Genomic DNA, 25,819 nt, shown 5'->3' on the forward strand with positions numbered 1-25,819 from the left:
TATAATGTTTAGCCAAAATAAATACTCCTAGTTCGTGAGACCGGAATTTTAATTATTTCCGTGTCCAACTAACTAGGAGTATATCCTTTGGGGTTATTTTTTTGGCGCAAAAAAGGAACAATTCGGAGGTGAATTGTTCCCAGTTCGTAAGTTGATTTATCTTACTTCTTCAAGACTTGTTCGAGCGCTGCAAGGTCCTGCTTATTGCGCCGGTGTAACCTGAAGCCAAAGATGGATATTCCGGAGATGAGCACTAACGTTAACCCTGAAAGGAGCAGCGCCCGGGTGTTAGAGCCTGTTATAGGTAGCGTGTTTGGAATCGTCTCATATTCTTTCAGGACGTAAGTATCAGGCAGGTCGCCTTGATCAAGATTGAACACATCATCCGCGAGGCGTTGTCCTGCTGGTGCAGCAATTGTCCCACCGTTAGTTGAATCTACTGCAGTCCACTTTGTGGTAGCAGTTGCGTTAGGTAGAATTGGCTGCGAACTTGTTACTTGATTAGTCCAAAAACCATCACCAAATGTTATCTGTTTGGAGAGATGTCATCCCTCCAAAAATGTTAGTCATATCGATAACTTTTGCTGTATCAAAATTACTTAAAGCCAGATTGGTTATACCAGACGCATCCGCAAACATATACCGCATATTAGTCACGTTACTGGTGTCCCAATTATTGATATTTTCGATTTTTTCTAGATTAGTTAAATTAGCAAATAGATATCCTGAGTCCGTATTTGCAATTATTTTCTCTGTTACTGGAAAAATAATTTTTTTAATTTTGTCTTTGTATACGTCCCAAGGTGACAATGTACTTTGCTTTAATCTTCCAAAGTTTCCTGGTCCAATATGCATTGTCCCGTTAGTGTCGATATACCACTTCGCCGTACCGAAGATTCCTTTGGCTAAAACATCTTCAGTCACCGGAGTTTCGAGTAAATCACCGGTACCAAAAGGCTCCTGCGGGTTAATCTTCAATTTGAGTCCGGTCGTACCATATGTTCCGATGCTTGATTTGTGTCTTTTGTGCCACTTTAGTTGGTACCCGCTTGGCAAAAATCAGGAGGCGGTGACTGTTGATAAAGATCGGCGTACACGTCATCAATGTAATCCGATCCTGACCTGGCTTGACGTACAGGTGATCATACTCAGCATGATTGTTTGGGTCGATAACCTGCTGCCCAATGACCTTATACGACAATTTATCGCCAAATACATTGAGATAGATGATATCACCCTTCTTCAGGTGCTTGATGTTATCGAAATAAATCTGGTTGGCTAAGCCAGAATGCCCGGTCAAGACGCTGAGTGTATTCTTCCCACCCGTGGGTAAACTACTCCAAGCTAAATTGCCAATTCCCTTCTCTAACACCGCATCGCTTTAGCCATAGTAAATCACCATCGGATCCAGGTGAATGGCCGGAATACTGATGTACCCAATGGGCTGCTTCAGCTGCTCTCTCGTGAAGACAGAATTAATGTATTTTTCGCCAGCTGCCCACGCGTTCACCTGTTGCTGTGTGAAGATTTGCCTGTTATAGTTTCTTGCAGCTTCTAACTGCTTCGAATCGACATGTTTAGTCGCCTTTTGGTAAACCACTTTTGCGTAATCTTGCTTCTGTTGCGTATAAGCGACATAAATAAATGGCAATAAAAAAGTACCAAGCCAAACAACAGGCTTAAATAAAGCCAGAGATTCTTCTTCGTTGTTTGCTTGCTACTAATTTTACCCATGATTCAACCTCATTTACCGCTAAGTATAGCCGAACCAGAGGTCATTATTCAATTCTTTTACTTAGTATTTCTTGGAAAACTTATCTTGAACTGACTCCCGCTACCCTCAAGCGAATCGACCGTAATCGTGCCGTGGTAACTCTCCACCAGCTTTTTGGCAATCGGCAAGCCTAGACCATTGCCGCCCTTTTCCCTTGTACGAGCCTTATCAACCCGGTAGAATCTCCCAAAGATTTTCTCCTTATCCTCACGGCTGATTCCTTCACCGAAATCCTGCACGACCAAGTTCACGGTGCTCTCATTTGATGCTGCAGAAATAATGATTTCATTTCTCGTAGTTGAGTACTTAATGGCATTGTCCATCAGAATAATCAGAATTTGCTCAAGGTGATTCCGGTAGATTTTCATATTGGTATTCGGCTCCAAGTCGTCGTCGAGCTGAATCTCAAAGTCCGGGTGCACCAGACGAATATTATCGACGACCTGATGAACCACTTCTTCCACCTTTGTTACCTCATCTGGATACAAGATGTCAATCTGTTCTGCACGCGTTAAATCGAGCATCTCTTGGATCAAATGCTTCATGCGGGAGACTTCTTGGATGGAGGCCTTAATCGACTCATCCAACACCTCAGGGTCGTCTTTACCCCAGCGGTTCAACAAGTTAAGGTGACCCTCAATGACCGCTACGGGCGTACGGAGTTCGTGTGAGACGTCCCCCACGAAGTTCTTCTGCTGCTCGGTATAGCTTTGCATTCGGTCAAGCATCTGGTTGAAGGTTAATGTTAGTTCGCCTAATTCATCATTGCGTTTCAAGTCCGGAATCCGGGCGTCAGACTCAGGTGCATCATCCAAAGTCTTTGCAACCTTGGACATCAGCTTGATTGGCCGGAGAATACCACGCACCACCAGGTAACTTAGGACGATGGTCACCAGAATAGCCGAAACCGAGAGAACAATCGTCCATAATCGCAGCTCCGCGAGGATGCTGTTCGCATTATTCATCTCGTTTTGAGCCATGATATAACCAGTTAATTTGCCGGTCTGAGCGGAAACTACCGGACGGATACCTGTGAGCACATTCCTGCCCCGTCTATTGTTTATACGATAGCCGAAGTGGGCACTAGGACGTTCTTTAACATTAATCTCTTTACTTGAGAAAACTACTTCCTTGGCCTTGTTAAACACCACAAGCGTCAGGTCTGGCTTCGACAGACTACTGAGGACCGAATCATCAAAGACATTTCTTTGATTGCTACCCGAGATAGCGGGCTTGCCCTCAATCACTCGCTTAGTTTCCGGCGAAAGATTTGTCACCACATTTGAAATCATCAAATTATCCGGAATCTCCACCAGCCGATTTTCAACAATATTAATGGTATCAGCAGCGATGGCGCGCTCCTGCTGCATCAGTTTAGTTTGAATCAGAGTATAAATGGTCACAGAGAAGACCATGAAGGTAAAGGCAATTGTCAGTCCAACTAAACTGACCCATTTTGTCGTAATTGAAAAATGCCGCGGTTTTTTATCTTCCGCAGCAATTTTTTCCGACTGGTTAGTTCTTTTTTTCATCTAGTCGTCAGTCCTCATTACATACCCTGTACCGCGAATTGTCTTAATGTATGAAGGTTGTCCTTCAACATCAATCTTATTCCGGAGGTATCTGATATAAACTTCCACAACGTTCGTTTCAATCTTCGATTCTGGACCCCAAATCTTGTCGAGTAGTTGTTCACGACTTACAACGTTATTCTCATTATCGACCAACGTCATCAGCAGGTTGTATTCGCGTTTGGTTAAGTCAACCGACTTATCCCCACGCCGAACCATGCGATTGTTGGTTTCAATCACAAGATCCTTAAATTTAACTACTTCGCGGCTCGTAATCTTCGGTGAATTATGTGTATCTTCAATCTCCACCCGGCGTAATACGGCCCGAATCCGCGCCAATAATTCCTCAATCGCGAACGGCTTGACGATATAGTCATCTGCACCATGATCAAGTCCAGAAACACGGTCAATCACAGAATCACGGGCCGTCATCATAATAATTGGTGTCGTCTTCGCCTGACGAACCCGGCGCGCAACTTCTAAACCATTGAGTTCTGGCAGCATCAAGTCTAGGAGAATTACATCAAAGTTCTGACTTAGTGCAATTTCTAGACCGCGACGACCGTTATTCTCAACAACTGTTTCATAACTTTCATGTTGTAATTCGAGTTCTACAAAGCGTGAAAGATTTTTTTCATCTTCAATAATTAAAATTTTTGCCATATGCTCTCAGTCTTTCTTATTATTCTTTAATTGATTCTAACATAGATTAGAGCTATTTGCTCTATAATCACACAAAAAAAAGCTGTTTTGCAGCTTTTCTTAAATCTATTGTTCATTATACCACGAATAATGGAAAATTCCCGGACGATCTGTTCTTTCGTAAGTATGTGCACCGAAATAGTCACGTTGCGCTTGAATGATGTTTGCGGGCACAACTGCTGCCCGGTAAGAATCAAAGTATGACACAGAGGCAGATAGTGCTGGAGCAGGAATGCCTGCCTGCACTGCGAGGCTAGTCACGTCACGAACGGCATCTTGGTAGTTATTAGCGATGTCCGCAAAGTAATCGTCCAACAGCAGGTTGGCGAGGTTAGCATTTTGATTATAGGCATCAGTAATCTTCTGTAAGAACTGAGCGCGAATAATACAACCAGCACGCCAAATCTTAGCAATCTCACCGAAATTGAGGTTCCAATCATAGTTAGCAGATGCCAATTTCATTTGCTCAAATCCTTGAGCGTAACTCATGATTTTACTGAAGTAAAGGGCTTTCTTAACCTTATCAACAACCTCATCAACGTTCAAATTAGTTGGTTTGTTAGCTGGATCCTTCAACACCTCACTTGCAGCCACACGCTCATCTTTGAATGTGGAAATGTAACGTGCATAAACGGCTTCTGTAATTAGTGACTGAGAGACACCAATTTCGAGGGCGTTCTGTGAACTCCACTTACCAGTTCCCTTGTTCCCGGCTTTATCGAGGATTTTATCGACGATGGGTTCATCACTGCCCAGATCGTCTTTTCTGGTCAGAATATCTGCCGTAATCTCGATGAGGTAGCTTTCCAGTTCGCCCTTATTCCACTCGCTAAAAATCTCGGCGATTTGATCCGTTGATAATCCCAGTACGTTACGTAAGATATTGTAGCTCTCAGCAATGAGCTCCATATCACCATATTCGATACCGTTGTGGACCATCTTTACGTAGTGACCTGCACCGTTTGGTCCGATGTAGGTGACACAAGGAGCGCCATCAGCTGGTGCTTTAGCCGACATCTTCTCGAGGATTGGTGCAACGAGATCATACGCTTCCTTTTGACCGCCGGGCATCATTGAAGGTCCTTCAAGTGCGCCTAATTCACCACCGGAAACGCCCATCCCGATAAAGTTGATACCTGATTCGTCCAACATTTTGTTGCGCCGAACCGTATCTTCAAAGTATGTATTACCACCATCAATTAAGACGTCGCCTTTGTCTAGTAGTGCCAGAAGTTGTTCAATGACAGCATCTGTACCCTTGCCGGCCTGCACCATCATGATAATTCTGCGGGGCTTCTCTAATGAATTAACGAAGTCCTCAATCGTGTAGCTTGGTACTAGATTCTTATCCGCGTGGTCCTCCATTACTTTTTCAGTTTTGGAACCAGTCCGGTTGTAAATGCCCACTGTATAGCCACGGCTTTCAATGTTTAGGGCAAGGCTCTTTCCCATTACAGCCATTCCAATAACACCAATTTCAGGTTTTTGCATAATTTCCTCCATTGCATCCCAAATGTATCAGATTAGTATCGTGTATCTGCACACACTTACTCACAAAACAATCCTAGCAGAGTTTCCCACTAGATTAAAGCCAAAATACTCAGATTAATTATTTTCGTCATCTGTAGCCGAATCTTCACTTGCAGGAAACAATCCCTTCAGCTTCTCAAAAGCGGGGTTAATCTTCGTCACTTGCTCCTGTTTCTGCTGCTCTAAGAACTTCGACTCACTGACGACCTCCCAGTCATCACCCTTTGGCATCAGGTCTTGTTCTAGTTCCTCTTTAGTCAGATTTTGCAGTGGAATGTGCAACAATAGGTGATCCTCAACGGCCGTCTGGAGGTCGATCAGATCATCTTCCAGCTCGATAATCGTATCAATTGCTTCTAAGTCTTCCTGGCTTGGTGTCTCCTTTGTGTAGGCCTCCAGGAACTTGAAGTCGAGCTTCAATGGAACGGAATTCAGGCTTCTGGATGAGGGCACTGTAATGTCCGCAACCACATGCATCTGTGCGAACACAAATGGTTCGTCATAGAAGATTTGCCCCGTCACATTAGCTTTTTCCACTGAGATAATCAGCTCTTTAGCCCGCTCGAAGAAATCGGGGCCGAAGCTAATTGCTTCATCTACTTGAATCAGCGGATTCTTCTGGTCTGCCACTTGGCTAAAATTATATTTCAACATTTATTTCACCTCGTTTGGTCTGCGACCAAAGTTTTGATTTGACATAGTTAATTGTTCATAAAAACGGTCAACGCGGACCTGCAGGTCCATCGGACCACCGTTGGCGAGCTTCGCATCTACTCTGCTGTATATTGGTAACGTGAACTCCTTACGCTGGCGTTTAAGATATTTACTCCCCAGGTTAGTGTAGCCGAGTAAGAATAGGTATGGAGTACTCTGAGCCGTAGCCATCTCCTCTTCCGCCACGTTCAACAATGTGTAAAGACAAGTTCTACGTAAGCGTGAATATGTGTATCGTTTCGATTTGATTGCCCGCAGAAAGCTGGTGAAATCGTGATGATCGATGATCTCCGCCTTCATCTTGTACTGGAGTCCCTCGCTCATTTGGTAGATTCTAGCCAACTCCTTTGGCGTGCTAGAATCTAAGCGGTATCTGAGATAGTCAAACATCATGAGCCAGGTAGGAAACGACTTGGCGTTATTCACGGCCAGTACCTCGACCGGTGGCAGCCAATCATTCAACCGCTCCGTTGCCCCAACGTGAAGGATAAAGTTTCTGATTGAGGTTGAGCTCATCACTAACTCATCATCGACAAGTTCAGCCTCATGGGCCTGCCCAATTCTGCGAATAGGATGTAGCTGCAGTGGATGACCTAACTTGGTGTTAGCTACGGCGTATGCTACCGCGAGCATCAAGTTCGGTTGATTAACCTCGTAGCCGACTTCGTCCGTGACCATTTGGTTGTATTGCGTGGCATAAGTCTTTGTGTAGTCGCTGAAGTCAATATTATGCTCTGTGATATTCGCGATTTTATCACCAAGTTCTTGGAAATTCAGATTCTCGTCCTCCGCACCGAAAACCAGGTCGGTAACGCCAAGACTTGCAAGTAGCTTGATACCACCGGAAGCGAAAATATCGGCAGGTTGCACAGCATAGTTAAACGGTAGCTCAAAGACGAGATCAGCACCACTAGCTAGTGCTACCTTCGCACGCTCCCATTTATCTAGCAGCGCTACGTCACCTCTTTGCACATAATTACCAGACATGATCACAATAATCGGGTCGCTTTTTGCGACCAGACGGGCCTGATTGAGGAGAAATTCGTGACCGCTATGAAAAGGATTAAATTCTGCGATGACACCTACTACGCTCATTAAACCACCTTCCTACACTGAAAGAACCACCGACGCCCGGTGGCACCATCGAAGCCATCGGTGAAATCCGTCGTCAGCTCAGTAAGTTCAAATTGTGCTTCCTGTAGTAACTTACGGTACGTGGCGATGGGGTACGTTCTCTCGTGGTGCATTTCTTCGAAACACTCAAATTTGCTGGCGGTCGCTTCTGATTCGGTCACGTCTGTTGGAATGAAAATCTGGAGGTCATGTACAATACTGTGTGGCTGTTCCCCAATAAAGCTCTTCCAGACAAATGTGTAGTCCTCATTAATCTCATTAAACATGTACTCAGGGAAGACATGGTCCATCTGAAATAAGGAATGACTATCGAACAGAAACTGCCCGCCCGGCTTCAGCGCACGCCAAACGTTCTGAAAGGTTTGCCGTAATTGCTCTTCGTCCTTCAGGTAGCAGATGGAGTCATCGAAACAAATTACCGCATCATACTCCGCTGCAAAGTCAAAATTCAGCATATCAAGCAGCAAAAAATCCGTGTCCGAATCTCCGCCCACTTTTGAGGCAGCTAATTCCAGCATGGATTCGGATAGATCAGAAACGGTTAAATCATACTTCTCTGCCACCAGCCTCTGGGCCAGGTCGCCAGCCCCACTCGCTAGTTCCAAAATGCGCTGACCAGTTGGCACGCGCTTTTGCACATACTTCAACCACTCAGCGTATAATGATTTGTCCATCAGGTCATCGTAAACCGCGGCAAAAACTTGATAGTTATCCATTAGTCGACTAACTCTGCCACTGGGATTTCCTTCGCATCTGACCAGAGCTTCTCCAAGCCATAGAATTCCCTTGCCTCGTCGGTGAAGACGTTCACGAGGACTTCCTTGGCATCAATCAGCAGCCAATTAGAGTCCTTATTTCCTTCGATATTGAAATCGTAATAATTTACCTCTTTCAGCTTCTCTGAGACGTTCTCCGTGATCGCGTGTGCCTGTCTGTTCGAGTTACCGTTTGTGATGACCACATAGTCGGACAGAATACTAATTCCCCGCATGTCATACACGATTATCTCCTCGCCGTGTTTCTCGTCAACCGCGCCCACAATGAGTTTTAATAAGTCTTTGCTATTCAAAAAAATTCTCCTCTGTCTTGATTCCTAATTTATTATAAGCCGCTACGGTTAGGGGAAAAACCCGCTCTCGTCCTTCGATTAAGTATAATAATGTCTGTTGAAGTTCGTAGGCGACACCTGCGTCCAGATTTAGTGCTGTCCTCTCTCTCGCAACCTCAACCCCCGGGAATTTACGTCCCGGTTCGATGTAGTCGGCCATGAAGATGACCTTGTCGAGCTCGCTCATATCTGGGCTACCCGTTGTGTGGTGTCTGATTGCATCTAGGATGGCTTGGTCATGGATGTGCAATTCCTGCTCTACGTAGTTGGCACCAACGATACCGTGCCAGATGCTGCGATTCCATTCCAGTAGATTACGATCGAGTCCTTCTTCAATAATCGCTCTCCGATAATCCTCCGGTGCAACTTCCTTGGCATAATCATGCACGAAACCGGCCACCGCTGCGCGTTCTTGGTCCACGTGGTTCGTGGCGGCTAGTTCTTTTGCCATGTAGCTCGTCCGCACGCAATGAGCAAACCGAAAGTCACTCAGTTTGTTGCGTACACGTTGAACTAGTTCGTCACTGCTGAGGTCAGAAAAAGTGTTAGTAAAAAATAAATTGGTACTATTATCCATTGTATAAACCTTCTTTAGTAATGTACTCGCTCACACCCTGTGGAACAAGGTATTTCACGGAGTTGCCAGCCTGTAGTAACTCCCTAATCTGAGTCGAACTAACCGACATGAACGGTGCGTCAACCCAGATGATTGGAAAATCACACAGCTGGACGTAACCAGGTCGTTTCACGCCCACCAGCTTGATTAGGCTCGCGAGCTCATGCGGATTCTTCCAATTTTTAAAGTCACTAATCATGTCTCCACCCATAATCAGGTAGAAATCATTCTCTGGGTGGCGTCGTCGTAGTTCCTTTACCGTGTCGATTGTATAACTGATGCCGCCACGCATGATCTCGGTCAGATCCACCTTAAAGTGTGGGTTATCGCGAATTGCCAACCGAATCATTTCAACCCGGTGTCGTGGTGCAATGGCGCCTTTTTTATTCACATGAGGTGGAATATTATCAGGGATAAACCAGATTTCGTCGAGGTTTAACTTACTGTACACCTGTTCGGCCAAAATCAAGTGTGCGATATGAATCGGATTGAAGGTGCCGCCTAAGATACCCACAGCCTTCTTGGTATTTTGCTCCTGAAGAGCTACCTGTACCTTCGGTTCTACAACAACGTGTTTCATCGTACTCACTGAATTCATGGATCTACCCTCTTACTTGAGTTTACCTACATGCGCGGAAATATTCCGGTTCTTAGGCTCAGTTGCGCGTTTGTAGAACACCATGTTGCGGCCAATCTTCTGCACGAATTCGATAGTTGCATCCGTAGCCTGAATCTCCACTTGGACTTCCGCCGGTTCCACAACCGTATTTTGCAACAAAGAGATTTTCAAAAGTTCGTTCTTCTCAATCTCATTTTGCAACTGCTTAATCACAGCCTCTGTGATGCCGGCCTTACCAACCTGCATTGTTGCTCTTTGTTTCATTGCTAAACTTCTTAGATATCTTTTTTGCTTACCATTTAACATTAGATTATTGCCCTTCTCATGCCCAAACCAATTTGGTTCGGTGTGTATGTTTTAACTGTGATTCCGCCCGGGACCGTTATGAAGCCCACGCCGCCGAAAATCAAATCACTCTTATCCTGTGGTTTGAATATTTTACCTACGAGGCTTGGGATCTCCGCTAGCTGGTCCGTGCTTGGTGGTACTAATAGCTCACCAACGTGTTTCTCGTAAAACGCATCGGCATTCACCGTTTTAGTGCGGTGCAGATAGAGTTTCTGATCAGCATATACGACGAAGCTACTTGCCGGACCCGAAATGAAGTCCACGCGGCCAATTCCAGCTAGGAAAACGGTCTGACCGGGCGTCAACTGGAAGGTGACCGGCTTCAAACGTTTCTGCGGTGAGATTAAGTCCAGCTGGTCTGGGGCCAGGAAGTGCGCCAGCTGATTAGGCGAGATAATTCCCGGTGTGTCGATTAACATGTTGCCCTCGGCAAGCGGGATTTCGATTCGATCAAGCGTGGTGCCGGGGAACCTGGATGTGGTGATTAGGTCTTTGATATCCCCCATGGCTGCGATGATCGCGTTCACCAAGGTCGACTTCCCGACATTCGTTGTACCGACGAAGTAAACGTCGTTTTTCTTACCCGCACGTTGTGCTAGGAAGCTCAGAAATTCAGTAATATTTGTCCTTCTCTTAGCGCTCACTAAGAAAATATCCTCTGGAAAAAGACCCACCTTGTTGGCTTGTTGGCGTAACCAATCCTTGACCTTTCGCTGATTCGTGTTCTTTGGAAAGAGGTCAATCTTATTACCCACAAGGATGAATTTATTATCCCCGATAAAACGTGGTAGCGAAGGAATCACACTGCCATCGAAGTCGAACAGGTCGACTACGTTAACGACGAGTGCGTGGTTCGTATTCCCAATCGTGCTAAGCAACTTCAAGAAATCATCATTGTCAGTCTGAACCGGCATGATTTCATTGTAGTGCCGGAGTCTAAAACACCTTTGGCAGTAGATATTTTCTGTTTCGCCACTAAGGATTTTCTGTAAGGCGCTAGCAGGTAGATAGCCCGGTTCGTGCTCATCTGTACTCTGCAACACGGCTCCACAGCCAATGCATCTAATCTCTTCTGTTTTGCTCGTGCTGTTATTTTGTTCTAAACTCAATTTAGATACTCCTTAAAGGTGATTTTCCGCTTCATATTTAAAAAGAAGAAAATAAACTTTTCAAAGAAACGATTGATACTTGTATTCCAAGCATCCGTTTCAACTAACGGTTTTACCAAAACTGTCTTGGTTAAAGCTAGGTTGCCAGCAATCATGTCTGTCAGCAACTGGTCCCCAACCATGAGCGTCTGTTCACGCCTAAACCCAAACTGCCGCAGCGCCTTATTGATGCCCCCTGGCAGTGGCTTCTTCGCCCGCGCCACAAACTTGATACCGTACGGCGCCAACACCTTTTGGATTCTGGCATGATTATTATTTGAGATGACCACAAGCGTGATTCCACCAGCTAACAGGCGTTCATTGAGCTCGTCCATCGCCTCCACTGATTCCTCAATATTCCATGCCAAAAGCGTATTATCTAGATCACTGAAAACGGCATTTATGCCGCGCCGTTTCAAATCTGCGACGTTTAAATTATAAATCGAATCGATCGTGAGTGCTGGTCGAAAAATAGTCATGCAAAATCTCCTTTAGAATTACTTTCCCATTATACTTGAAACCTCACAATTTTTCATTGTTCAGGAAGTCGAAAAACATGTAATTAATGACTATTTTTAATATAATATAGATAATAGAGTGCTGAAAAGCAATTTTACTACTCTAATATCTGTTTTTATTTGCAATAATTTGAGTTAAATGGGGAAAAATAAAATGCAATTACATCATATCACGTTGTTGACCGGCGATATCGATTCAACAAGCCATTTTTATACACAAATTTTGGGTTTTCGCTTTATCAAGAACTCCGTCAACCAGGAGAATCCCACTAGACGACATATTTATTTCGGTAATTACAATGGGCAGCCCGGCACGGTGACCACATTTATCGAGGTACCGCGTCTTGGCACTCGCTATGACGAGGATAGCTACATTCAGGGACTCGATTACTACGCTCCCGCTAAAGGCAGCAAATTCTGGCAGCAACATTTGACGACCAATAATATCACATTTTCCAATCAGAATGATATTTTGAGCTTTACTGACCCGCAAGGCACGCCGATAAGAATTTGCTTTATCGCTGAGGAGCCTGCTGCAGCAAGTGTAATTCGTAATAGCACAATTCCGCCACAGTACCAGCTTCTGCGCCTCAAAAACACAAATATCTATGTGACGGATTTGGACGCCGAAGAACACTTTTTCACCGAAATGACTGGTATCGAAACGGTAAACCACTTGCTTAATTTAGACCTTGGTCAATCGATCACACTTATGCCAGCCGAGCAGCCAGGGACCAAACGTTTCGGTCGCGGTAGCATCGACCATGTTGCCTTAAGCGCGGTTGATAAAAATGAAATTGCTGCCATTCGAAACAGTGGTAACGAGCGGAACTTCCACTTCGAAAAGGAAATTGACCGCAAGTATTTCTACTCCGTCTACTTCAGAGATCCGAACCGTAATCGGATAGAATTTGCCACCCTGGCACCTGGTTTTACTGTCGATGAAGACCTTGATTCTTTGGGCGAAAAACTTGGCTTACCGGATAATCTCGAACCGCTTCGTGAGGAACTAATCGATTTCTATGCCAATGAAGGGGTCAATTTCAAAAGCTAGAATTAGTTACGTTCTGGTCTAAAGATGAGCGCGGTGGCTGTGGCAAATGTCACTATTAAGCCACCAAGTAGCATCAAACTAAGGTGGGATAATCGTCTTAACCTCTGGTCATGTTCAATTTGAACAGTAAAGGGCATCATCGCCTGACCTAATTTTGCAAACCAATTTTCTTGGCTCTGTTTAACTATCCCCAATCGCTGTACCACAGCTGGTTGGGCTTTTTTGTATGCCACGACAGAGAGAGACCAGCTTAGCTTGGACAATCAGCCGTTGATCCGTGCCAACCGGCTCCTCACAACGAATCAAAGTTAAAGTAGGATTTTCCGTTTGCGCAAGATAGTGAATTTCACGTTCATTGATGACTCGCAGCAGCGTAACCTGATACATGAATATCTGGCTGAAGTCTGTCAGATAAATCTTCTGGCCAGCCGCCAAATTCTTAATACGATTCAACAAGACATCGGCGCCAGCATAGTTATGACTAGCCAAGACATAATTGCCATGACCCATCTTCTGGTGCGGGGTATATTCGGCAGCACCGACTGATAAGTTGGCATCTGTACGCTCAGCCAGGATGGGTAGGCTAACTTTTTGACATGGAATCGCCAAACGGCCAATTCCTGACTGCTTAATAATTTGGTCCTGCTGCTGTTTACTTTGCAGAAGAAACTGCGCATCAACGGAGTCTAATTGAGCGGCGAAAAGAGCTTTAGACCGCTTCCTAGCTACAGCAACCTCTTTAGCGGCTGAGCTCGTCTAAAAAACTTCTATCATGTAATCTTATCACCTGCACAAGGATTAAGGGACAATTAGTTAATCTAATTGAAGCAAAAAAAGACCATTTCCAATTGAAATGGTCTTTCATACCTAAGCTATTCTATTCAACAAATGGTTCCTCACCTAGCGCGTGTTGAGCTGCAAGGTTCAGCAAACTCCATTGTCGGTCGAAGCCGGGTTGGAAGAAGAAATCACTATCAGCAAGATCCTCAAGCGTGAGCTGCTGTGCCACTGCCAATGCAAGAGTATTGCCCTGTGCGGTAATTGCCGCCTTCGACAGCACAGCTCCACCTAATAGTTGGTGAGTCTGCTCGTCATAAGCCAGCTTGACATACACATCTGAGTTACCCTGTTCTACCGGCACATACTTTGGTCTTAGCGTATCTTGATAGAAATCTGTTTTGAGTGGGATACCCGCTCGACCAGCGCTAAATTCGTTCAAACCGGTCGCTGCAAATTGATAATCAAAGACCGAAAGCGCTGATGAACCCACAACACCTTTAAATGGCACATTCGGCTTCTCCTCAAAGAGGTGTTCTACAACATAGCGCGCCTCACGCCGAGCCACCGTTGCTAGAGCAATCGGCATCTTCTTGCCTGCAGGAATGGAAAGTGCCAAGGTCGCGTCACCAACTGCCGACACATCTGGCAGATTGGTACGTAGGTACTCATCGGTCACAATCCACCCACGTTGGTCTAATTCAACTGTACCAGTGAGCCATGCAGTATTTGGCTTCACCCCGGCAGCCTCAATCACCAAATCACTTGGAAAATCACCCTGATCAGTCTTCACAGCAGTAACGCTTGTTGAACCACTGAATTCCGATATTTTGGCACCAGTAACCACGTGAACGCCATGTTCTTCTAATTCGGCGCGCAGAATATCCGTCATTTCCTGATCGAGATAGGTACCGAGTGGTCGGTCAATGACATCGATGATTGTTACATTACGACCAGCTTCCGCAAATACCTGTGCCGCCTCAATGCCAATATAGCCCGTACCAATCACAGTTACGTTCTGGACAGAATCGTCCTCAAGCTTTGCCTTAATCTTACGTGCCCAATCGTAGCCACGCATCAAGAAAATATTCTCAAGTTCTTTACCAGGAAGTGGCAAAGCATTTGGCGTGACACCAGAACTAAGAATTAATTTATCGTAGGTAAATTCATTCGTTGCCTCTTTTATGTGATCCACGACCGTCAATTTCTTATTATCTGCATCAATCTGCGTTACTTCATGGTTAGCCAGAATATGTACATTTTCTTGTGGGAAATTCTCCGGTCTAAAATTACGGACATCCGTGACGTCAGTTACCTTATCTTGCAAGTATAATTCCATTCCACAAGACATAAATGAGATGAAATCACCAGCCTCAAATAGTGTGATATCAACATCTTTACCGTATCTAGTCAGTAATTCTAGAATGGATTGATGTCCACCATGTGATGCACCAATTATTGCTACTTTTTTTTGAACCATCAATTATTGCCTCCTTTAGTTTTATAACTTCACATTATCACGAAAGCGATTACTAAACAAGAAGTGTTCGCCCAAAAAGATGAATCAAAAAAGGAACAGAAATTAATCTGTTCCTTAAGTAGCTAGTTACTTGATTTGTCAAAAACTAGTTTAAAGCTTTCTTAGCTGTCTCAACTAATGCTGTGAATGCAGCAGCATCGTTATAAGCAAGGTCAGCGAGCATCTTACGGTTGATGTCTACCTCAGCCAACTTTAAGCCGTGCATTAACTTGCTGTATGAAATATCGTTCATTCTTGCAGCAGCGTTGATCCGGGCAATCCAAAGCTTTCTGAAGTCGCGCTTAACCTGGCGACGATCACGGAATGCATAACGGTATGAGTTCATTACTTGGGCATTGGCTGATTTAAACAGTAAATGCTTAGCTCCTCTATAACCCTTTGCAAGCTTTAAAACCTTTTTACGACGTTTACGTGTTACAGTTCCACCTTTAACTCTTGGCATCTTTAAATTCCTCCTAAAATAATATTTCTCAATTAACGCATTTGTGAAAGCATTTGTTTGATACGTTTGATATCGCTGGCAGAAACCATAGCAGCTTTACTTAAATGACGACGTTGTTTCTTTGTCTTACCGTGGAAACGGTGACCAGTGTATGCATGGTGACGCTTCAAGCCACCATTTCCAGTTCTCTTAAAACGTTTTGCTGAAGCACGATGTGTTTTTTGTTTAGGCATGATTCTTCCTCCAGAATTTATTTCTTTTTATCTTTGTCAGCACTTGGCGACAAGATTAAAAACATACTACGGCCTTCCATCTTAGGACGAGCCTCGACATTAGCGATGTCGGCAGCTTCCTTAGCCATCTTTTCCAAAACCCTTTGTCCAAGTTCCTTATGCGTGATTGCACGTCCCTTAAAACGAATAGAGACCCGAACTTTATCACCTTTACTAAGGAACTTACGAGCATTATTGAGCTTTGTCTTAAAGTCATTGTCTTCGATAGTTGGGCTAAGCCGAACTTCCTTCAGACTAACAATCTTTTGATTTTTCTTGTTTTCCTTGAGCTTTTTTTGTTGTTCGAAACGGAATTTTCCGTAATCCATAATCTTCGCTACAGGTGGCTTTGCGTTTGGCGAAATTAATACTAAGTCTAAATTAGCATCTTCAGCCTTCTTCAAAGCTTCTGCTTTACTGATAATTCCCAGTTGCTCACCAGAGTCAGAAATCACACGAAGTTCACGTTCACGAATATTTTCATTTAACATCAAATCTTTTGCTATGAGTATTCACCTCCAAATAAATTTGAGGACAAGTAAAAAGCGGGAAAAATAATTTTTCCCGCTCTTAATCAACAGATTATATCGATTAGCCTAGAGGTACTTAGTTAACATAGGCGAGAAGCGGGAGCTTCTTCTTGTTCTCAACTATTCAATTATACATACAGTTGGGCTGAGTGTCAAACGTTTTTGATACCTGCAGCCTCGTCCTATAATACACCAACTGCAATACTTTAACACAAATGGCACTCAATTGCCATCATCGTTAATTATTCATCACGCGAGTAGCTGGCCACGTCTGCTAAAATCTGGTCGGTAAACTCTTGAACAGAAACGGTTGTGGTGTCTTGTTCACCATATTTTCTCACCGTTACAGTTTGATCTGCCAGCTCTTGATCCCCAATAACTAAGGTGTAAGGAACTTTTTGAGTTTGTGATTCGCGGATCTTATAACCCATTTTTTCGTTTCGTAAATCAAGCTGCACCCGAATTCCCTTTTGGGCCAATGCATGTTTGATTTCCTTCACGTAATCAGTGTGTAAATCAAGGTTAACCGGAATCATGTTAACTTGTACTGGAGCAATCCAAGTTGGGAATGCACCTTTATAAATCTCAGTTAGGTATGCGATAAACCGCTCAAGTGTTCCGATGATTCCACGGTGAATCATCACTGGACGGTGCTCTTCACCATCGTTACCCACGTATGCCAGTTCAAACTTCTCTGGCAACATGAAGTCGAGTTGGATTGTTGACAGTGTTTCCTCATTACCTAGGGCTGTCTTCGTCTGAACGTCAAGCTTTGGTCCGTAGAATGCAGCCTCACCTTCTGCCTCGTAGTAATCAAGACCCAGTTCATCGAGGGCTTTCTTCAACATTGACTGTGCGTTTTCCCACATCTCGTCGTTTTCAAAATACTTATCTGTGTTGTTCGGGTCACGCAGGCTCAATCGGAATGTGTAATCGGTGATATTGAAGTCATGGTAGACGTCCATCATCAGCTGAAGGACCTTACCAAATTCCTCTTGAATCTGGTCCAAAGCGACAAAAGTGTGCCCATCATTTAGGGTCATTTCACGCACACGTTGGAGGCCGGAAAGTGCACCAGACTTCTCATAACGGTGCATCATGCCTAACTCGGCAATTCGAATTGGTAACTCACGGTATGAGCGGACGTGATGCTTGTAGATCTGAATGTGTGACGGGCAGTTCATCGGCCGCAACTCAAGTAATTCGTCATCTCCCATGTCCATTGGTGGGAACATGTCTTCCCTGTAATGTGCCCAGTGACCAGAGGTTTTGTAGAGGTCCAGGTTAGCGAGTACAGGTGTGTAAACGTGCTCGTAGTCATCTGCAACTTCTTTATCGATGATGTAGCGTTCGATAATTCGCCGAATTGTTGCTCCTTTTGGCATCCAGTACGGTAAACCGGCACCCACTTTAGGATCGACGAAGAACAAATCAAGGTCACGTCCTAGTGTGCGGTGATCGCGTTCCTTAATGTCCTCTCTGCGTTTCAAGTCAGCCTCTAAATCGCTTGCTTTAAAGAATGCTGTCCCGTAAATCCGTTGCAACATTCTGTTGCTACTCTTACCTTGCCAATATGCACCGGCCACTGACAGGAGTGCGAATTCTTTGATTTTGCCCGTGTTAGGCAGGAGCGCCTTGTAGCCAAAATCAACGAAATCACCAAGTCGGTATGCCAGTATCTGTACGGCATCAATGTCCTTCAGCATGGAAGTCTTGTAAGGATCGTCTTTGAAAGCCTCTACTAACTTAGATTTGTCGACAAATTCCCGGGTAATTGGGAGACCGTTCTTGATAATCTTCTTCATCTCTGCTTCAAACTCTGGCAATTCACCAACAGCAATTTGATTATCTTGATCAGTATCAACGAAAAAACCATCTTCGTCCGACTTTGATTCACCGAGTGCGATGCGTGGATATTTCTGCTTTGCAACGTACTTGAACAAGAAAGCAACCGTGTCACGGAGGATCCGCAGACCCAGCTCATCTGCATCAGTTAGAATGGCAAAGTGGCCCGCTTGATTAACTGTACTATCAACCGATAACAGCTCATCGTTTAAGGTTGCCCCGACTGCCTTCTTAGCTAATGACGAACTGATAGACTTGGCTACGTCTAAGACTGACTGACCCTCATCGATGCTCTTCTTATTGCCATCTGGAAATGTTAATTCAAAACTCATTACTGCTCCTCCTAAATAAAAAAAGTCCCAGTGCGACATATTCACACTGGGACGAAAATTTTCGTGGTTCCACCCAAATTTAAAATCACACGAAGTGATTCTACTCTTATGGCTGATAATGGTAACCGACCAAACGATTAAATTATGGGTTGTACTTCGAAAGTGGTGTCAAACTCCTTGTAGTGCTTCCAGTTACTGCAGCTACTCCCTGTTAGTGAAGTTTGATATGTCTTTCTTAATGAACTCAATTATACTAATTTAAATTAATTTTTCAAGTTCTTTCTGACCACTTAATCAAATTAACCGCGGTTGCGTCGGTTAGCACCCTCCATGACGACCTCGGTCGCCAGAAACTTAATCCGCTCCATTAAACGAGCGGCCTTCACCGGCTCCGAGCCCGTTTTGGTCTCGGCAAAATGCTCCTCGAGCTCTGGAAAACTGAAGTTTGAACTGAAAACAGTGGGCAACTGATTCTCCATCCGATATTGCAAGATTACGCCCAGCACATCATCCCTTGACCACTGACTCAGGCTCTCTGCCCCAATATCATCAAGCATCAATACGTCAACAGACTTTAGTTTTTGGACCTCATCATTAAGCGAGTTGTCGCCAAAGTGACTCGAAAGACCAGCAATAAAGGTTGGTACATGAATTAACGTCACACTTTTGCCAAAAGTGACCAGCTTATTCGCCATCGCCGCCATCAGGTAAGTCTTACCAACACCAAAATTACCGCTAAAGTAGACGCCCTTCGGATTCTGACCAGCACTTAACTGCGCAACGAATTCGGTTGCTAGTGCCAGTGCACGAATTCTTCCTTCTGTACGTTCAAACTCTGTAATGGCGGCCTCCCTAAGCGTAATCGGCAGGTCAATTAGACGCATCTTGTGGGCCTGGGTAGTCCTCTCTACTGCAGTTCTAGTTTGCTCAGTCGGACCATATTCCACGTCAATCAGGCCGTTATTGACAATTAGTTTTGGGGCGAAGCCGCTCACAGTACTGTCGCTTTCTTGTTGAACCTTATCGCGCTGCGTCACAAATTCATAGACGTTTGCCGCACTTTTGTTTAGGGCATCGGGAGTTAGTTCTGCATGATGTTCCTTGATAAAAGCTTGAACTTCAGGATCCTTGAGCGCTGCTTTAATCATTTCGTCGAAATCATACTTGATTGCGCGTTCATCCAATATCTTCTGTAAAACTTTGCCAATGTTTTGCATATTAGGCTCCTTATTTTCCGTCTATTTTATCAAGTAGCTTATCCAAATACTCATCCGTAATCTTCGGATCTACAGTGGCCTTCTTCTTAGACCAATCAGTGGCAACCTCTTTCTTCTTGCCCTGTCCTTGATAATATCTGTGCTTCGTATTCTGCCCTTGCTGTTGTCTCTTATTCTCACGGTTCTTCACATAGCTTAACGCCTGCACAGCCGTTACCACGCCATTTTGGAACCAGTCATTAGCAATTCGGTCAACCAAGGCCTTAGAGAGTGTAGGTGCCATACCAAGGGTGACGTAAATCAGCATGTTAATTAGATCATCTTTCAAGCCATTTTTCTGTTTCAGCTGGTAGACAATCTGCTTCTCACTTGTGGTGACGTAGCCACCCTTCTCTTTCTTTATTCGGTAGAGGTAGTCAAGTGGCCGATATTTGTTCACACTTGTTAAGACACGTTGATCCGCTTCACTGAGGTTGTTGATCATGGCTGATACCTTGTTCACCAGTGCTTCTTTTGTGGTTGCCCGCCCACTGTGACGCACCGAGGCATGGTCCGTCAGGCTCTCATAGTTCTCAGTTAGGTTAGCTTCGATTCGCTTAATATTCAGCTTATGGTCACCGCTCGTCAATGTTAAAGTCGCTAACTGAACAAACTCCAACTCGGATAGCTGGTAGAAGTTAATCATGTCGCTGATTTGCTTCCTGTATTTATTAACTTCTGCCTCATCGATGTGGTAAGCATTAAACTGATCGATCAAAAACTGCCAATCTATTAACTTTGTAAGCTCATTCTCTCGTGTCTCCGCAATAGCATCTTCCTGCCCTAATTGCTTGTTTTTGGCAAAAGACTCTGCCGCCTCTTGAACAACAGCCGGTGGATTAATTGCGGTCTCATCCGCCATGTGAAAAACTTCGAAGAAGCCAGCCGAGACATCACGGGCATTTTCACTATCGGGAAATGTCTGTGGTGTAAAACTCTGCTGCAGTGACTTAAACAAAGGTTCACCAATCTTCTCCAGCAGTAAGCTAGAGAGTAAAAAGGTACCAAAGAAATCCTTGGCAGCAAGGGGAGCTTTCAGCTCGAAAATCAGCGCTTCACCGAGAATATCATTTTGACTGGTACTCGTCTTTAACAAAGAGACTGCCTCAAGCTTGTGGAACGCATTAAAAAGAGATTTTAAATCGATATCCAGTTGCTCTTGGAGCTGAGCAAGGCGGAGAAATTCCGAGCGAATCGGTACCCGATTAAACTGTTGGCAGAGCGTCAAATAAACACTTGTTGCCACGGCTCCAACAAGTGGTTGATAAAGTTTCATGATCACCTTCTGTTGCTCAGTATCAATTGTTAATTGATTAGCGACGTAGAAGGGTAATTTAGGATTAGTTGAAAAATACATCGAATACCTGACCTAGCTAGACTTCTTATCCTTAGACATCATTTCTTCGAGCGCCTTCATGAAGCCGCTCATATCCTTGAATTGACGGTACACACTGGCGAAGCGGATATACGCGACGTCGTCCAATTCCGCAAGTTCGTCCATGACAATTTCACCAATTTGCTTTGAGGAAATTTCATTTAAACCCTTTTTGCGGATACTGTTCTCTACCCGATCGACCAGATCACTCAGCTCATCACTCGTAATTGGCCGTTTCTCGGCAGCATGAACAAGCCCGTTAAAGATCTTCTCACGGTTAAAGGCTTCACGATTACCATCACTCTTAATTACCAGGAGTGGTGAGAGCTCGATTCTTTCAAAGGTTGTAAATCTGTAACCACAGTTCTCACATTCGCGTCGCCTTCTAATCGCTCTATTCTCGTCACTTGGTCTGCTATCGACAACACGGGATGAGTTTTGATGACAATTTGGACATTCCATAGTTATTCCTCCAACTTCGGGCTAATATTCGCCCGAAAAAAAGCTTCAAATGAGCTGGTAGTTTCTTCTATTGTACCAGTATTGTCAATTAAATAATCGGCCAGTAATTTCTTTTTTGCTAGTGGCATTTGGGCGGCAATCTTCCTCTTGGCTTCTTTTACAGTAATCGCATCGCGGGCCATCAAACGCTCAAGTTGCGTCTTGTTATCCACGTAGACCAGAAGCACATCGTCGAGGTGGGTATCAAATTTACCCTCATATAATAACGGAATATCCACGACGACGACCCTGGCATTCTGTATTGCATACTCCTGCATCTTATTCAGCAGACTGGTCTTAATAGTCGGATGTGAAAGATGATTAAGCTTACTGAGGGCATTTTGATCACTGAAAACTAGCTGAGCGAGCTTCTGCCGGTTGATTGTTTGATCGGCATTTAAGAACTGCGGACCGAACTTAGCTACTATCTTTTGCCAGTTAGCCGCACCGGGCTCCATTAGCGCGTGAGCCACCTCGTCTGCATCAATCACCGGTATATTCTTGTGGCGAAAGAGATCAGAGACCGTACTTTTGCCGCTCGCTATCCCGCCAGTTAAACCTAAATAATACGTCATTTTACAACCTGACAATGGGGACAAAAGACCGTTCCCCTACCGCTAACTTTGATTTTCTCCATAATCGTACCGCAACGTTCACACGGTTCATTTCCGTGCGAATATGCGTGGAGATGATTCTGCATGCTACCGGCATGACCGCTGGCATCGAGGTAGGTAAAGACCGTCGTACCGTGATTCTGAATGGCTAAAGTTATCTCCTCATTAATGGCCGTAAATAACTCGGCGATTTCTGCGTGTTCTAACTTATTGGCCGGAGTCAACGGATGAATCTTGCTCAGCCAAAGAACCTCATCAACATAAATATTACCAAGACCGGTCACTATCCCCTGATCCAATAACACATTCTTGATATTCTTCTTCCTGGTCTTTAGCCCTGCTTCAAAGTAATCAAGCGTGAAAGCAGCAGAATTGGGCTCTGGTCCAAGCTTACTAATTCCGGTAACCACGGCTTCCGTGCCAGTCTCAACCAGTTGGAGCCGCCCAAACTTCCGGACATCTGCATAGCGCAAGTCGGTGCCATCGGTTAACTCATATACCAAGTGTTCATGTTTATCAAGCGGTGTCTTTTGGGGAACAATGTGGTATTTACCCTCCATCCGCAAGTGCGAGACCACCGACTTGTCATTGGTTAATCTAAAGACCAGGTATTTACCAAACCGGTCCACATCAATGAAGGTCTCCCCCCGAAGACTATTAATAAATTCCTGGGCATCCCCCACAACAATTGCTTCATAGGGAATCTTTATATCTTTAATGGTCTTATTCTTAATCTGGGGAATTAGACTCTTCCGTACTGTCTCAACTTCTGGTAACTCAGGCATGATTCATCCTCACTTTACATCATACCAAGTTGGACCGTAGCCATACTCCACCTTTAGTGGCACATCCAACTTCACGGCCGAATCCATCACACTTGGTACTAATTTTTTAATTGTTTCTAGTTCTTCATCTGGCACTTCAAAAATCAATTCATCGTGAACTTGCAAAAGCATGCGCGTCTGTAACTTATTCTCAGCCAATGCTTTATTCATATTAATCATCGCAATCTTGATAATATCGGCTGCCCCACCCTGAATCGGTGAGTTCATCGCTGTTCGTTCTGCGAAAGATCGGAGGTTAAAGTTCTTCGAATGAATGTCTGGGAGATAACGTCTTCTGTGCATGATCGTCTCGACGAACCCATTTTCACGCGCACTTTTGACAGATTGTTGCATAAACTCGTGTACCTGCGGATAAGTAGCGAAATAACCTTCGATAAATTGCTTAGCCTGGCTTCTGGCAATGCCAATATTCTTAGCTAGGCCGAAGTCCGAGATGCCATAGACAATCCCGAAGTTAACGGCTTTGGCCTGGCGACGCATCAGACTGGTCACCTCATGAGGACTACTCAAGTTGAAAATGCGTATGGCCGTGTTTGCGTGAATATCAATTCCATCCATAAATGCCTGTTGCATCGTCTGATCACCGGAAACATGCGCCAGGACCCGCAGTTCAATCTGCGAATAATCACTCGAGAAGATTTGCCAACCCGGTTTGCTGGCAACAAACGCTTTCCTGATTTGTTTTCCTTCGTCTATTCTAATGGGAATATTTTGCAGGTTAGGATCGACTGACGAGAGGCGACCCGTTGCGGTCAAGGTCTGGAGGTAACGGGTATGTACCTTTCCGTCACCCATAATGACCTTCAACAGCCCGGTTACATAGGTCGATTGAATCTTATTGATTTGCCGATAATCAAGGATCTCCTGCACCACAGGACTCTGACTCTTTAGCTCTTCCAGTACCTCAACCGAGGTTGAGTAACCAGTCTTAGTCTTCTTAATTGGTGGTAGACCCAATTTATCGAATAGAATTGTACCCAGTTGTTTTGGTGAATTCAGGTTGAATTCTTCCCCCACTTCCGCGTAAATTTTCTGCTCCAGCTCTTGTAACCGCAACGCCAAATCATTTTGCATTGTAGTCAACGTCGGCGCTTTTACCGTGATACCCGTTATCTCCATTTGGGCTAGAACTTTGGCCAGAGGAATTTCAATCTCATCATACAACGAGTCTTGTTCATGCTCCGCCAGCTTCTTCAGTAGCGTTGGCTTCAAGTCACTAATCGCCATTAATTTGTTAGCGATATGTTGTAGTAATTCGGCTACTTCGGTCGGTACAGCGGTTTTTACACCCTTACCGAACACAGCCTCATCGCTCAATACACTAGTGTAATCGTATTGAGCAGCCACTGTGCTCACGTCGTTACTGTTGTTCTCATTATTAATCAGATAACTAGCCAACAACATATCATAATTTAATCCAGCGGCCGTGATACCTAATCTATTCAACGCGACCGTGGTTCTCTTCAAGTCAAAGACATTTTTCTTGATGCTTTCGTCCATTAGCATGCTTTTCACAGCCGGTTCTTGCAAAAGTGTCACGTCATCACTGACGTAAATCTGGTCTGCGACCAGCAATCCAAAACCAATTAGGTCGGCCAAGTGGTAATTTTCACCTAGCAGCTCCAGATAGAACGTTACTTCAGACTGGTTACCAAAGATATTAGCTTTCAGCATCTCCCTAGTCAGAGTCACATACTGAATCTCCGGTTGGACAGGCACAGTAGCGGCTCCCTCATCAGCACCCAAATCTAGGTTAATGGCATTATTCTGATCAAGCTTCGCTAGAAAACTCTGGAAGTTCATCTGCTGGTAGAACTGCCGTAGCTTTATCAAGTCAGGCTCTTTTAGCACTGTCTCAGCCAGGGTAATCTCTAGCGGCGCATCCTGCTTGATTGTCGCCAGTTGCTTGCTCAAAAACGCCTGTTCACGGTCATTGAGCAGATTTTCTTTCATCTTGCTCTGCTTCATCGAGTCAATCTGCTCGTAGATTCCCTCGACTGAACCATACTCTTTAACCAATTTCTCTGCGGTCACCTTACCGACCTTGGTCACGCCTGGGTAGTTGTCACTAGTATCGCCCGTCAATGCCTTCAAATCGATAATTTGGCGCGGCGTCACACCTAGTTTTTCTAGCACATGAGCCGGGGTATACTGCTCAATCTCATTCACACCCTTCACGGTCACATCGACCCGTACCTTATCCGTACTAAGCTGTGTGAGGTCACGGTCGCCCGTCACCACAACCACGTCGTAACCCGCTTTCTCGCCAGCTAAGGCTAGCGTGCCAATGATATCATCAGCCTCATACTCAGCTAACTCGTAACTCTTGATTCCGAGGTAAGTAAGCATCTCCCGCAAATACGGTAACTGCTCGAGTAATTCGACCGGTGTCTTCGCGCGACTCCCTTTATAGTCGTCGAACATTTTGGTCCGAAACGTCGTCTTACCAGCATCGAATGCCACGAGCACATTATCAGGTTGTTCTCTCTTCAACACGACGTCCAGCATGTTTTTGAATGCAAAAATCGCACTTGTATGCAGCCCGTCACCATTAGTGAAGCGCTCCACCTGATTGTATAGTGCAAAGAATGCTCGGAACGCCACAGAATTTCCGTCAATTAGTAAAAGCTTTTTAGCTGCCATTGCTGCTCCTT

The 25,819-nt window shown here is 44.7% G+C and carries 29 protein-coding genes and 1 other annotated feature; of the genes, 1 reads left to right on the forward strand and 28 read right to left on the reverse strand.

From position 1 onward, the window contains the following. Positions 1–161 precede the first annotated feature (161 nt). From FC62_RS08220 to FC62_RS06250, 16 genes are all read right to left on the reverse strand, one after another. On the reverse strand, positions 162–380 hold the full coding sequence (locus tag FC62_RS08220) for an LPXTG cell wall anchor domain-containing protein (protein WP_162254395.1): 219 nt from the start codon (positions 378–380) through the stop codon (positions 162–164). Between the two features lie 136 nt (positions 381–516). Further along, a complete protein-coding gene (locus FC62_RS06180; RefSeq protein ID WP_056946957.1) occupies positions 517–978 on the reverse strand; it encodes a BspA family leucine-rich repeat surface protein in 462 nt (153 codons plus the stop codon). After that, a complete protein-coding gene (locus tag FC62_RS06185) occupies positions 968–1,372 on the reverse strand; it encodes a class C sortase (RefSeq protein WP_054746149.1) in 405 nt (134 codons plus the stop codon). Before FC62_RS06185 ends, FC62_RS06180 begins: the two co-directional genes overlap by 11 nt. Before the next feature lie 9 nt (positions 1,373–1,381). Further along, the gene (locus FC62_RS06190) at positions 1,382–1,651 is read right to left on the reverse strand and encodes a sortase family protein (RefSeq protein ID WP_056946960.1); all 270 of its coding nucleotides are present in this window, start codon (positions 1,649–1,651) and stop codon (positions 1,382–1,384) included. A gap of 140 nt (positions 1,652–1,791) precedes the next feature. After that, positions 1,792–3,306 carry a HAMP domain-containing sensor histidine kinase gene (locus FC62_RS06195; RefSeq protein ID WP_082611592.1) on the reverse strand — a complete coding sequence of 505 codons (1,515 nt, stop codon included), beginning with the start codon at positions 3,304–3,306 and terminating at the stop codon, positions 1,792–1,794. Then, the gene (locus FC62_RS06200; RefSeq protein ID WP_056946963.1) at positions 3,307–4,008 is read right to left on the reverse strand and encodes a response regulator transcription factor; all 702 of its coding nucleotides are present in this window, start codon (positions 4,006–4,008) and stop codon (positions 3,307–3,309) included. Between the two features lie 105 nt (positions 4,009–4,113). Next, complete coding sequence (gndA, locus tag FC62_RS06205) at positions 4,114–5,538, reverse strand: NADP-dependent phosphogluconate dehydrogenase (protein WP_056946968.1); 1,425 nt, start codon at positions 5,536–5,538, stop codon at positions 4,114–4,116. Positions 5,539–5,652: 114 nt separating this feature from the next. Next, positions 5,653–6,231, reverse strand: a complete 579-nt coding sequence (locus FC62_RS06210; RefSeq protein ID WP_054746146.1) for a DUF177 domain-containing protein — start codon at positions 6,229–6,231, stop codon at positions 5,653–5,655. Further along, positions 6,232–7,386, reverse strand: a complete 1,155-nt coding sequence (locus tag FC62_RS06215) for a nucleotidyltransferase (protein ID WP_054746145.1) — start codon at positions 7,384–7,386, stop codon at positions 6,232–6,234. Beyond that, positions 7,386–8,141 (reverse strand): class I SAM-dependent DNA methyltransferase, encoded by a 756-nt coding sequence (locus FC62_RS06220; RefSeq protein WP_056946971.1) that lies wholly within the window; start codon positions 8,139–8,141, stop codon positions 7,386–7,388. The genes FC62_RS06215 and FC62_RS06220 overlap by 1 nt, the downstream gene beginning before the upstream one ends. Beyond that, a complete protein-coding gene (gene rsfS / locus FC62_RS06225) occupies positions 8,141–8,494 on the reverse strand; it encodes a ribosome silencing factor (RefSeq protein ID WP_054746142.1) in 354 nt (117 codons plus the stop codon). The genes FC62_RS06220 and rsfS overlap by 1 nt, the downstream gene beginning before the upstream one ends. Next, positions 8,487–9,110 carry a bis(5'-nucleosyl)-tetraphosphatase (symmetrical) YqeK gene (yqeK, locus tag FC62_RS06230; RefSeq protein WP_056946975.1) on the reverse strand — a complete coding sequence of 208 codons (624 nt, stop codon included), beginning with the start codon at positions 9,108–9,110 and terminating at the stop codon, positions 8,487–8,489. The genes rsfS and yqeK overlap by 8 nt, the downstream gene beginning before the upstream one ends. Continuing rightward, entirely contained in the window at positions 9,103–9,747 is a 645-nt protein-coding gene (locus tag FC62_RS06235; protein WP_056946978.1) for a nicotinate-nucleotide adenylyltransferase, read from the reverse strand. Before FC62_RS06235 ends, yqeK begins: the two co-directional genes overlap by 8 nt. 12 nt (positions 9,748–9,759) lie before the next feature. After that, complete coding sequence (locus tag FC62_RS06240; RefSeq protein WP_056946981.1) at positions 9,760–10,074, reverse strand: YhbY family RNA-binding protein; 315 nt, start codon at positions 10,072–10,074, stop codon at positions 9,760–9,762. Next, on the reverse strand, positions 10,074–11,225 hold the full coding sequence (gene yqeH, locus FC62_RS06245; RefSeq protein ID WP_056946983.1) for a ribosome biogenesis GTPase YqeH: 1,152 nt from the start codon (positions 11,223–11,225) through the stop codon (positions 10,074–10,076). Before yqeH ends, FC62_RS06240 begins: the two co-directional genes overlap by 1 nt. Beyond that, positions 11,222–11,743: a YqeG family HAD IIIA-type phosphatase gene (locus FC62_RS06250; protein WP_056946988.1), complete on the reverse strand. Its 522-nt coding sequence runs from the start codon at positions 11,741–11,743 to the stop codon at positions 11,222–11,224. The genes yqeH and FC62_RS06250 overlap by 4 nt, the downstream gene beginning before the upstream one ends. Before the next feature lie 193 nt (positions 11,744–11,936). Here FC62_RS06250 and FC62_RS06255 point away from each other — a divergent pair, with 193 nt between their 5' ends. After that, positions 11,937–12,836: a VOC family protein gene (locus FC62_RS06255; RefSeq protein WP_054746140.1), complete on the forward strand. Its 900-nt coding sequence runs from the start codon at positions 11,937–11,939 to the stop codon at positions 12,834–12,836. A gap of 180 nt (positions 12,837–13,016) precedes the next feature. On the opposite strand, the gene FC62_RS06260 is transcribed toward FC62_RS06255, so the two are convergent. The 12 genes from FC62_RS06260 to polA form a co-directional block, all read right to left on the reverse strand. Next, the gene (locus FC62_RS06260; RefSeq protein ID WP_054746138.1) at positions 13,017–13,445 is read right to left on the reverse strand and encodes a class A sortase; all 429 of its coding nucleotides are present in this window, start codon (positions 13,443–13,445) and stop codon (positions 13,017–13,019) included. 268 nt (positions 13,446–13,713) lie between these two features. Beyond that, complete coding sequence (locus FC62_RS06265; RefSeq protein ID WP_056946990.1) at positions 13,714–15,093, reverse strand: FAD-dependent oxidoreductase; 1,380 nt, start codon at positions 15,091–15,093, stop codon at positions 13,714–13,716. A gap of 145 nt (positions 15,094–15,238) precedes the next feature. Next, on the reverse strand, positions 15,239–15,595 hold the full coding sequence (gene rplT / locus FC62_RS06270; protein WP_054746137.1) for a 50S ribosomal protein L20: 357 nt from the start codon (positions 15,593–15,595) through the stop codon (positions 15,239–15,241). A 32-nt stretch (positions 15,596–15,627) separates the two neighbouring features. Beyond that, positions 15,628–15,828: a 50S ribosomal protein L35 gene (rpmI, locus tag FC62_RS06275; RefSeq protein WP_056946993.1), complete on the reverse strand. Its 201-nt coding sequence runs from the start codon at positions 15,826–15,828 to the stop codon at positions 15,628–15,630. Positions 15,829–15,845: 17 nt separating this feature from the next. Further along, positions 15,846–16,361, reverse strand: coding sequence for a translation initiation factor IF-3 (gene infC, locus FC62_RS06280; protein WP_075362769.1), 516 nt, complete (start codon positions 16,359–16,361; stop codon positions 15,846–15,848). A gap of 37 nt (positions 16,362–16,398) precedes the next feature. After that, positions 16,399–16,515: a sequence feature (ribosomal protein L20 leader region), on the reverse strand. Positions 16,516–16,639: 124 nt separating this feature from the next. Next, a complete protein-coding gene (thrS, locus tag FC62_RS06285; protein ID WP_056946998.1) occupies positions 16,640–18,574 on the reverse strand; it encodes a threonine--tRNA ligase in 1,935 nt (644 codons plus the stop codon). Between the two features lie 299 nt (positions 18,575–18,873). Continuing rightward, complete coding sequence (gene dnaI, locus FC62_RS06290) at positions 18,874–19,791, reverse strand: primosomal protein DnaI (protein ID WP_054746136.1); 918 nt, start codon at positions 19,789–19,791, stop codon at positions 18,874–18,876. 10 nt (positions 19,792–19,801) lie between these two features. Beyond that, entirely contained in the window at positions 19,802–21,187 is a 1,386-nt protein-coding gene (locus FC62_RS06295) for a DnaD domain protein (protein WP_054746135.1), read from the reverse strand. 12 nt (positions 21,188–21,199) lie between these two features. Beyond that, positions 21,200–21,667 (reverse strand): transcriptional regulator NrdR, encoded by a 468-nt coding sequence (nrdR, locus tag FC62_RS06300; protein ID WP_054746134.1) that lies wholly within the window; start codon positions 21,665–21,667, stop codon positions 21,200–21,202. Positions 21,668–21,669: 2 nt separating this feature from the next. Then, positions 21,670–22,281, reverse strand: coding sequence for a dephospho-CoA kinase (coaE, locus tag FC62_RS06305; RefSeq protein ID WP_056947001.1), 612 nt, complete (start codon positions 22,279–22,281; stop codon positions 21,670–21,672). Continuing rightward, on the reverse strand, positions 22,278–23,105 hold the full coding sequence (gene mutM, locus FC62_RS06310; RefSeq protein ID WP_054746133.1) for a bifunctional DNA-formamidopyrimidine glycosylase/DNA-(apurinic or apyrimidinic site) lyase: 828 nt from the start codon (positions 23,103–23,105) through the stop codon (positions 22,278–22,280). The genes coaE and mutM overlap by 4 nt, the downstream gene beginning before the upstream one ends. 9 nt (positions 23,106–23,114) lie before the next feature. Beyond that, entirely contained in the window at positions 23,115–25,808 is a 2,694-nt protein-coding gene (gene polA / locus FC62_RS06315) for a DNA polymerase I (protein ID WP_056947004.1), read from the reverse strand. Positions 25,809–25,819 lie beyond the last annotated feature (11 nt).

It is taken from the genome of Amylolactobacillus amylotrophicus DSM 20534 (assembly GCF_001434555.1).
Classification (GTDB): Bacteria; Bacillota; Bacilli; order Lactobacillales; family Lactobacillaceae; genus Amylolactobacillus; species Amylolactobacillus amylophilus.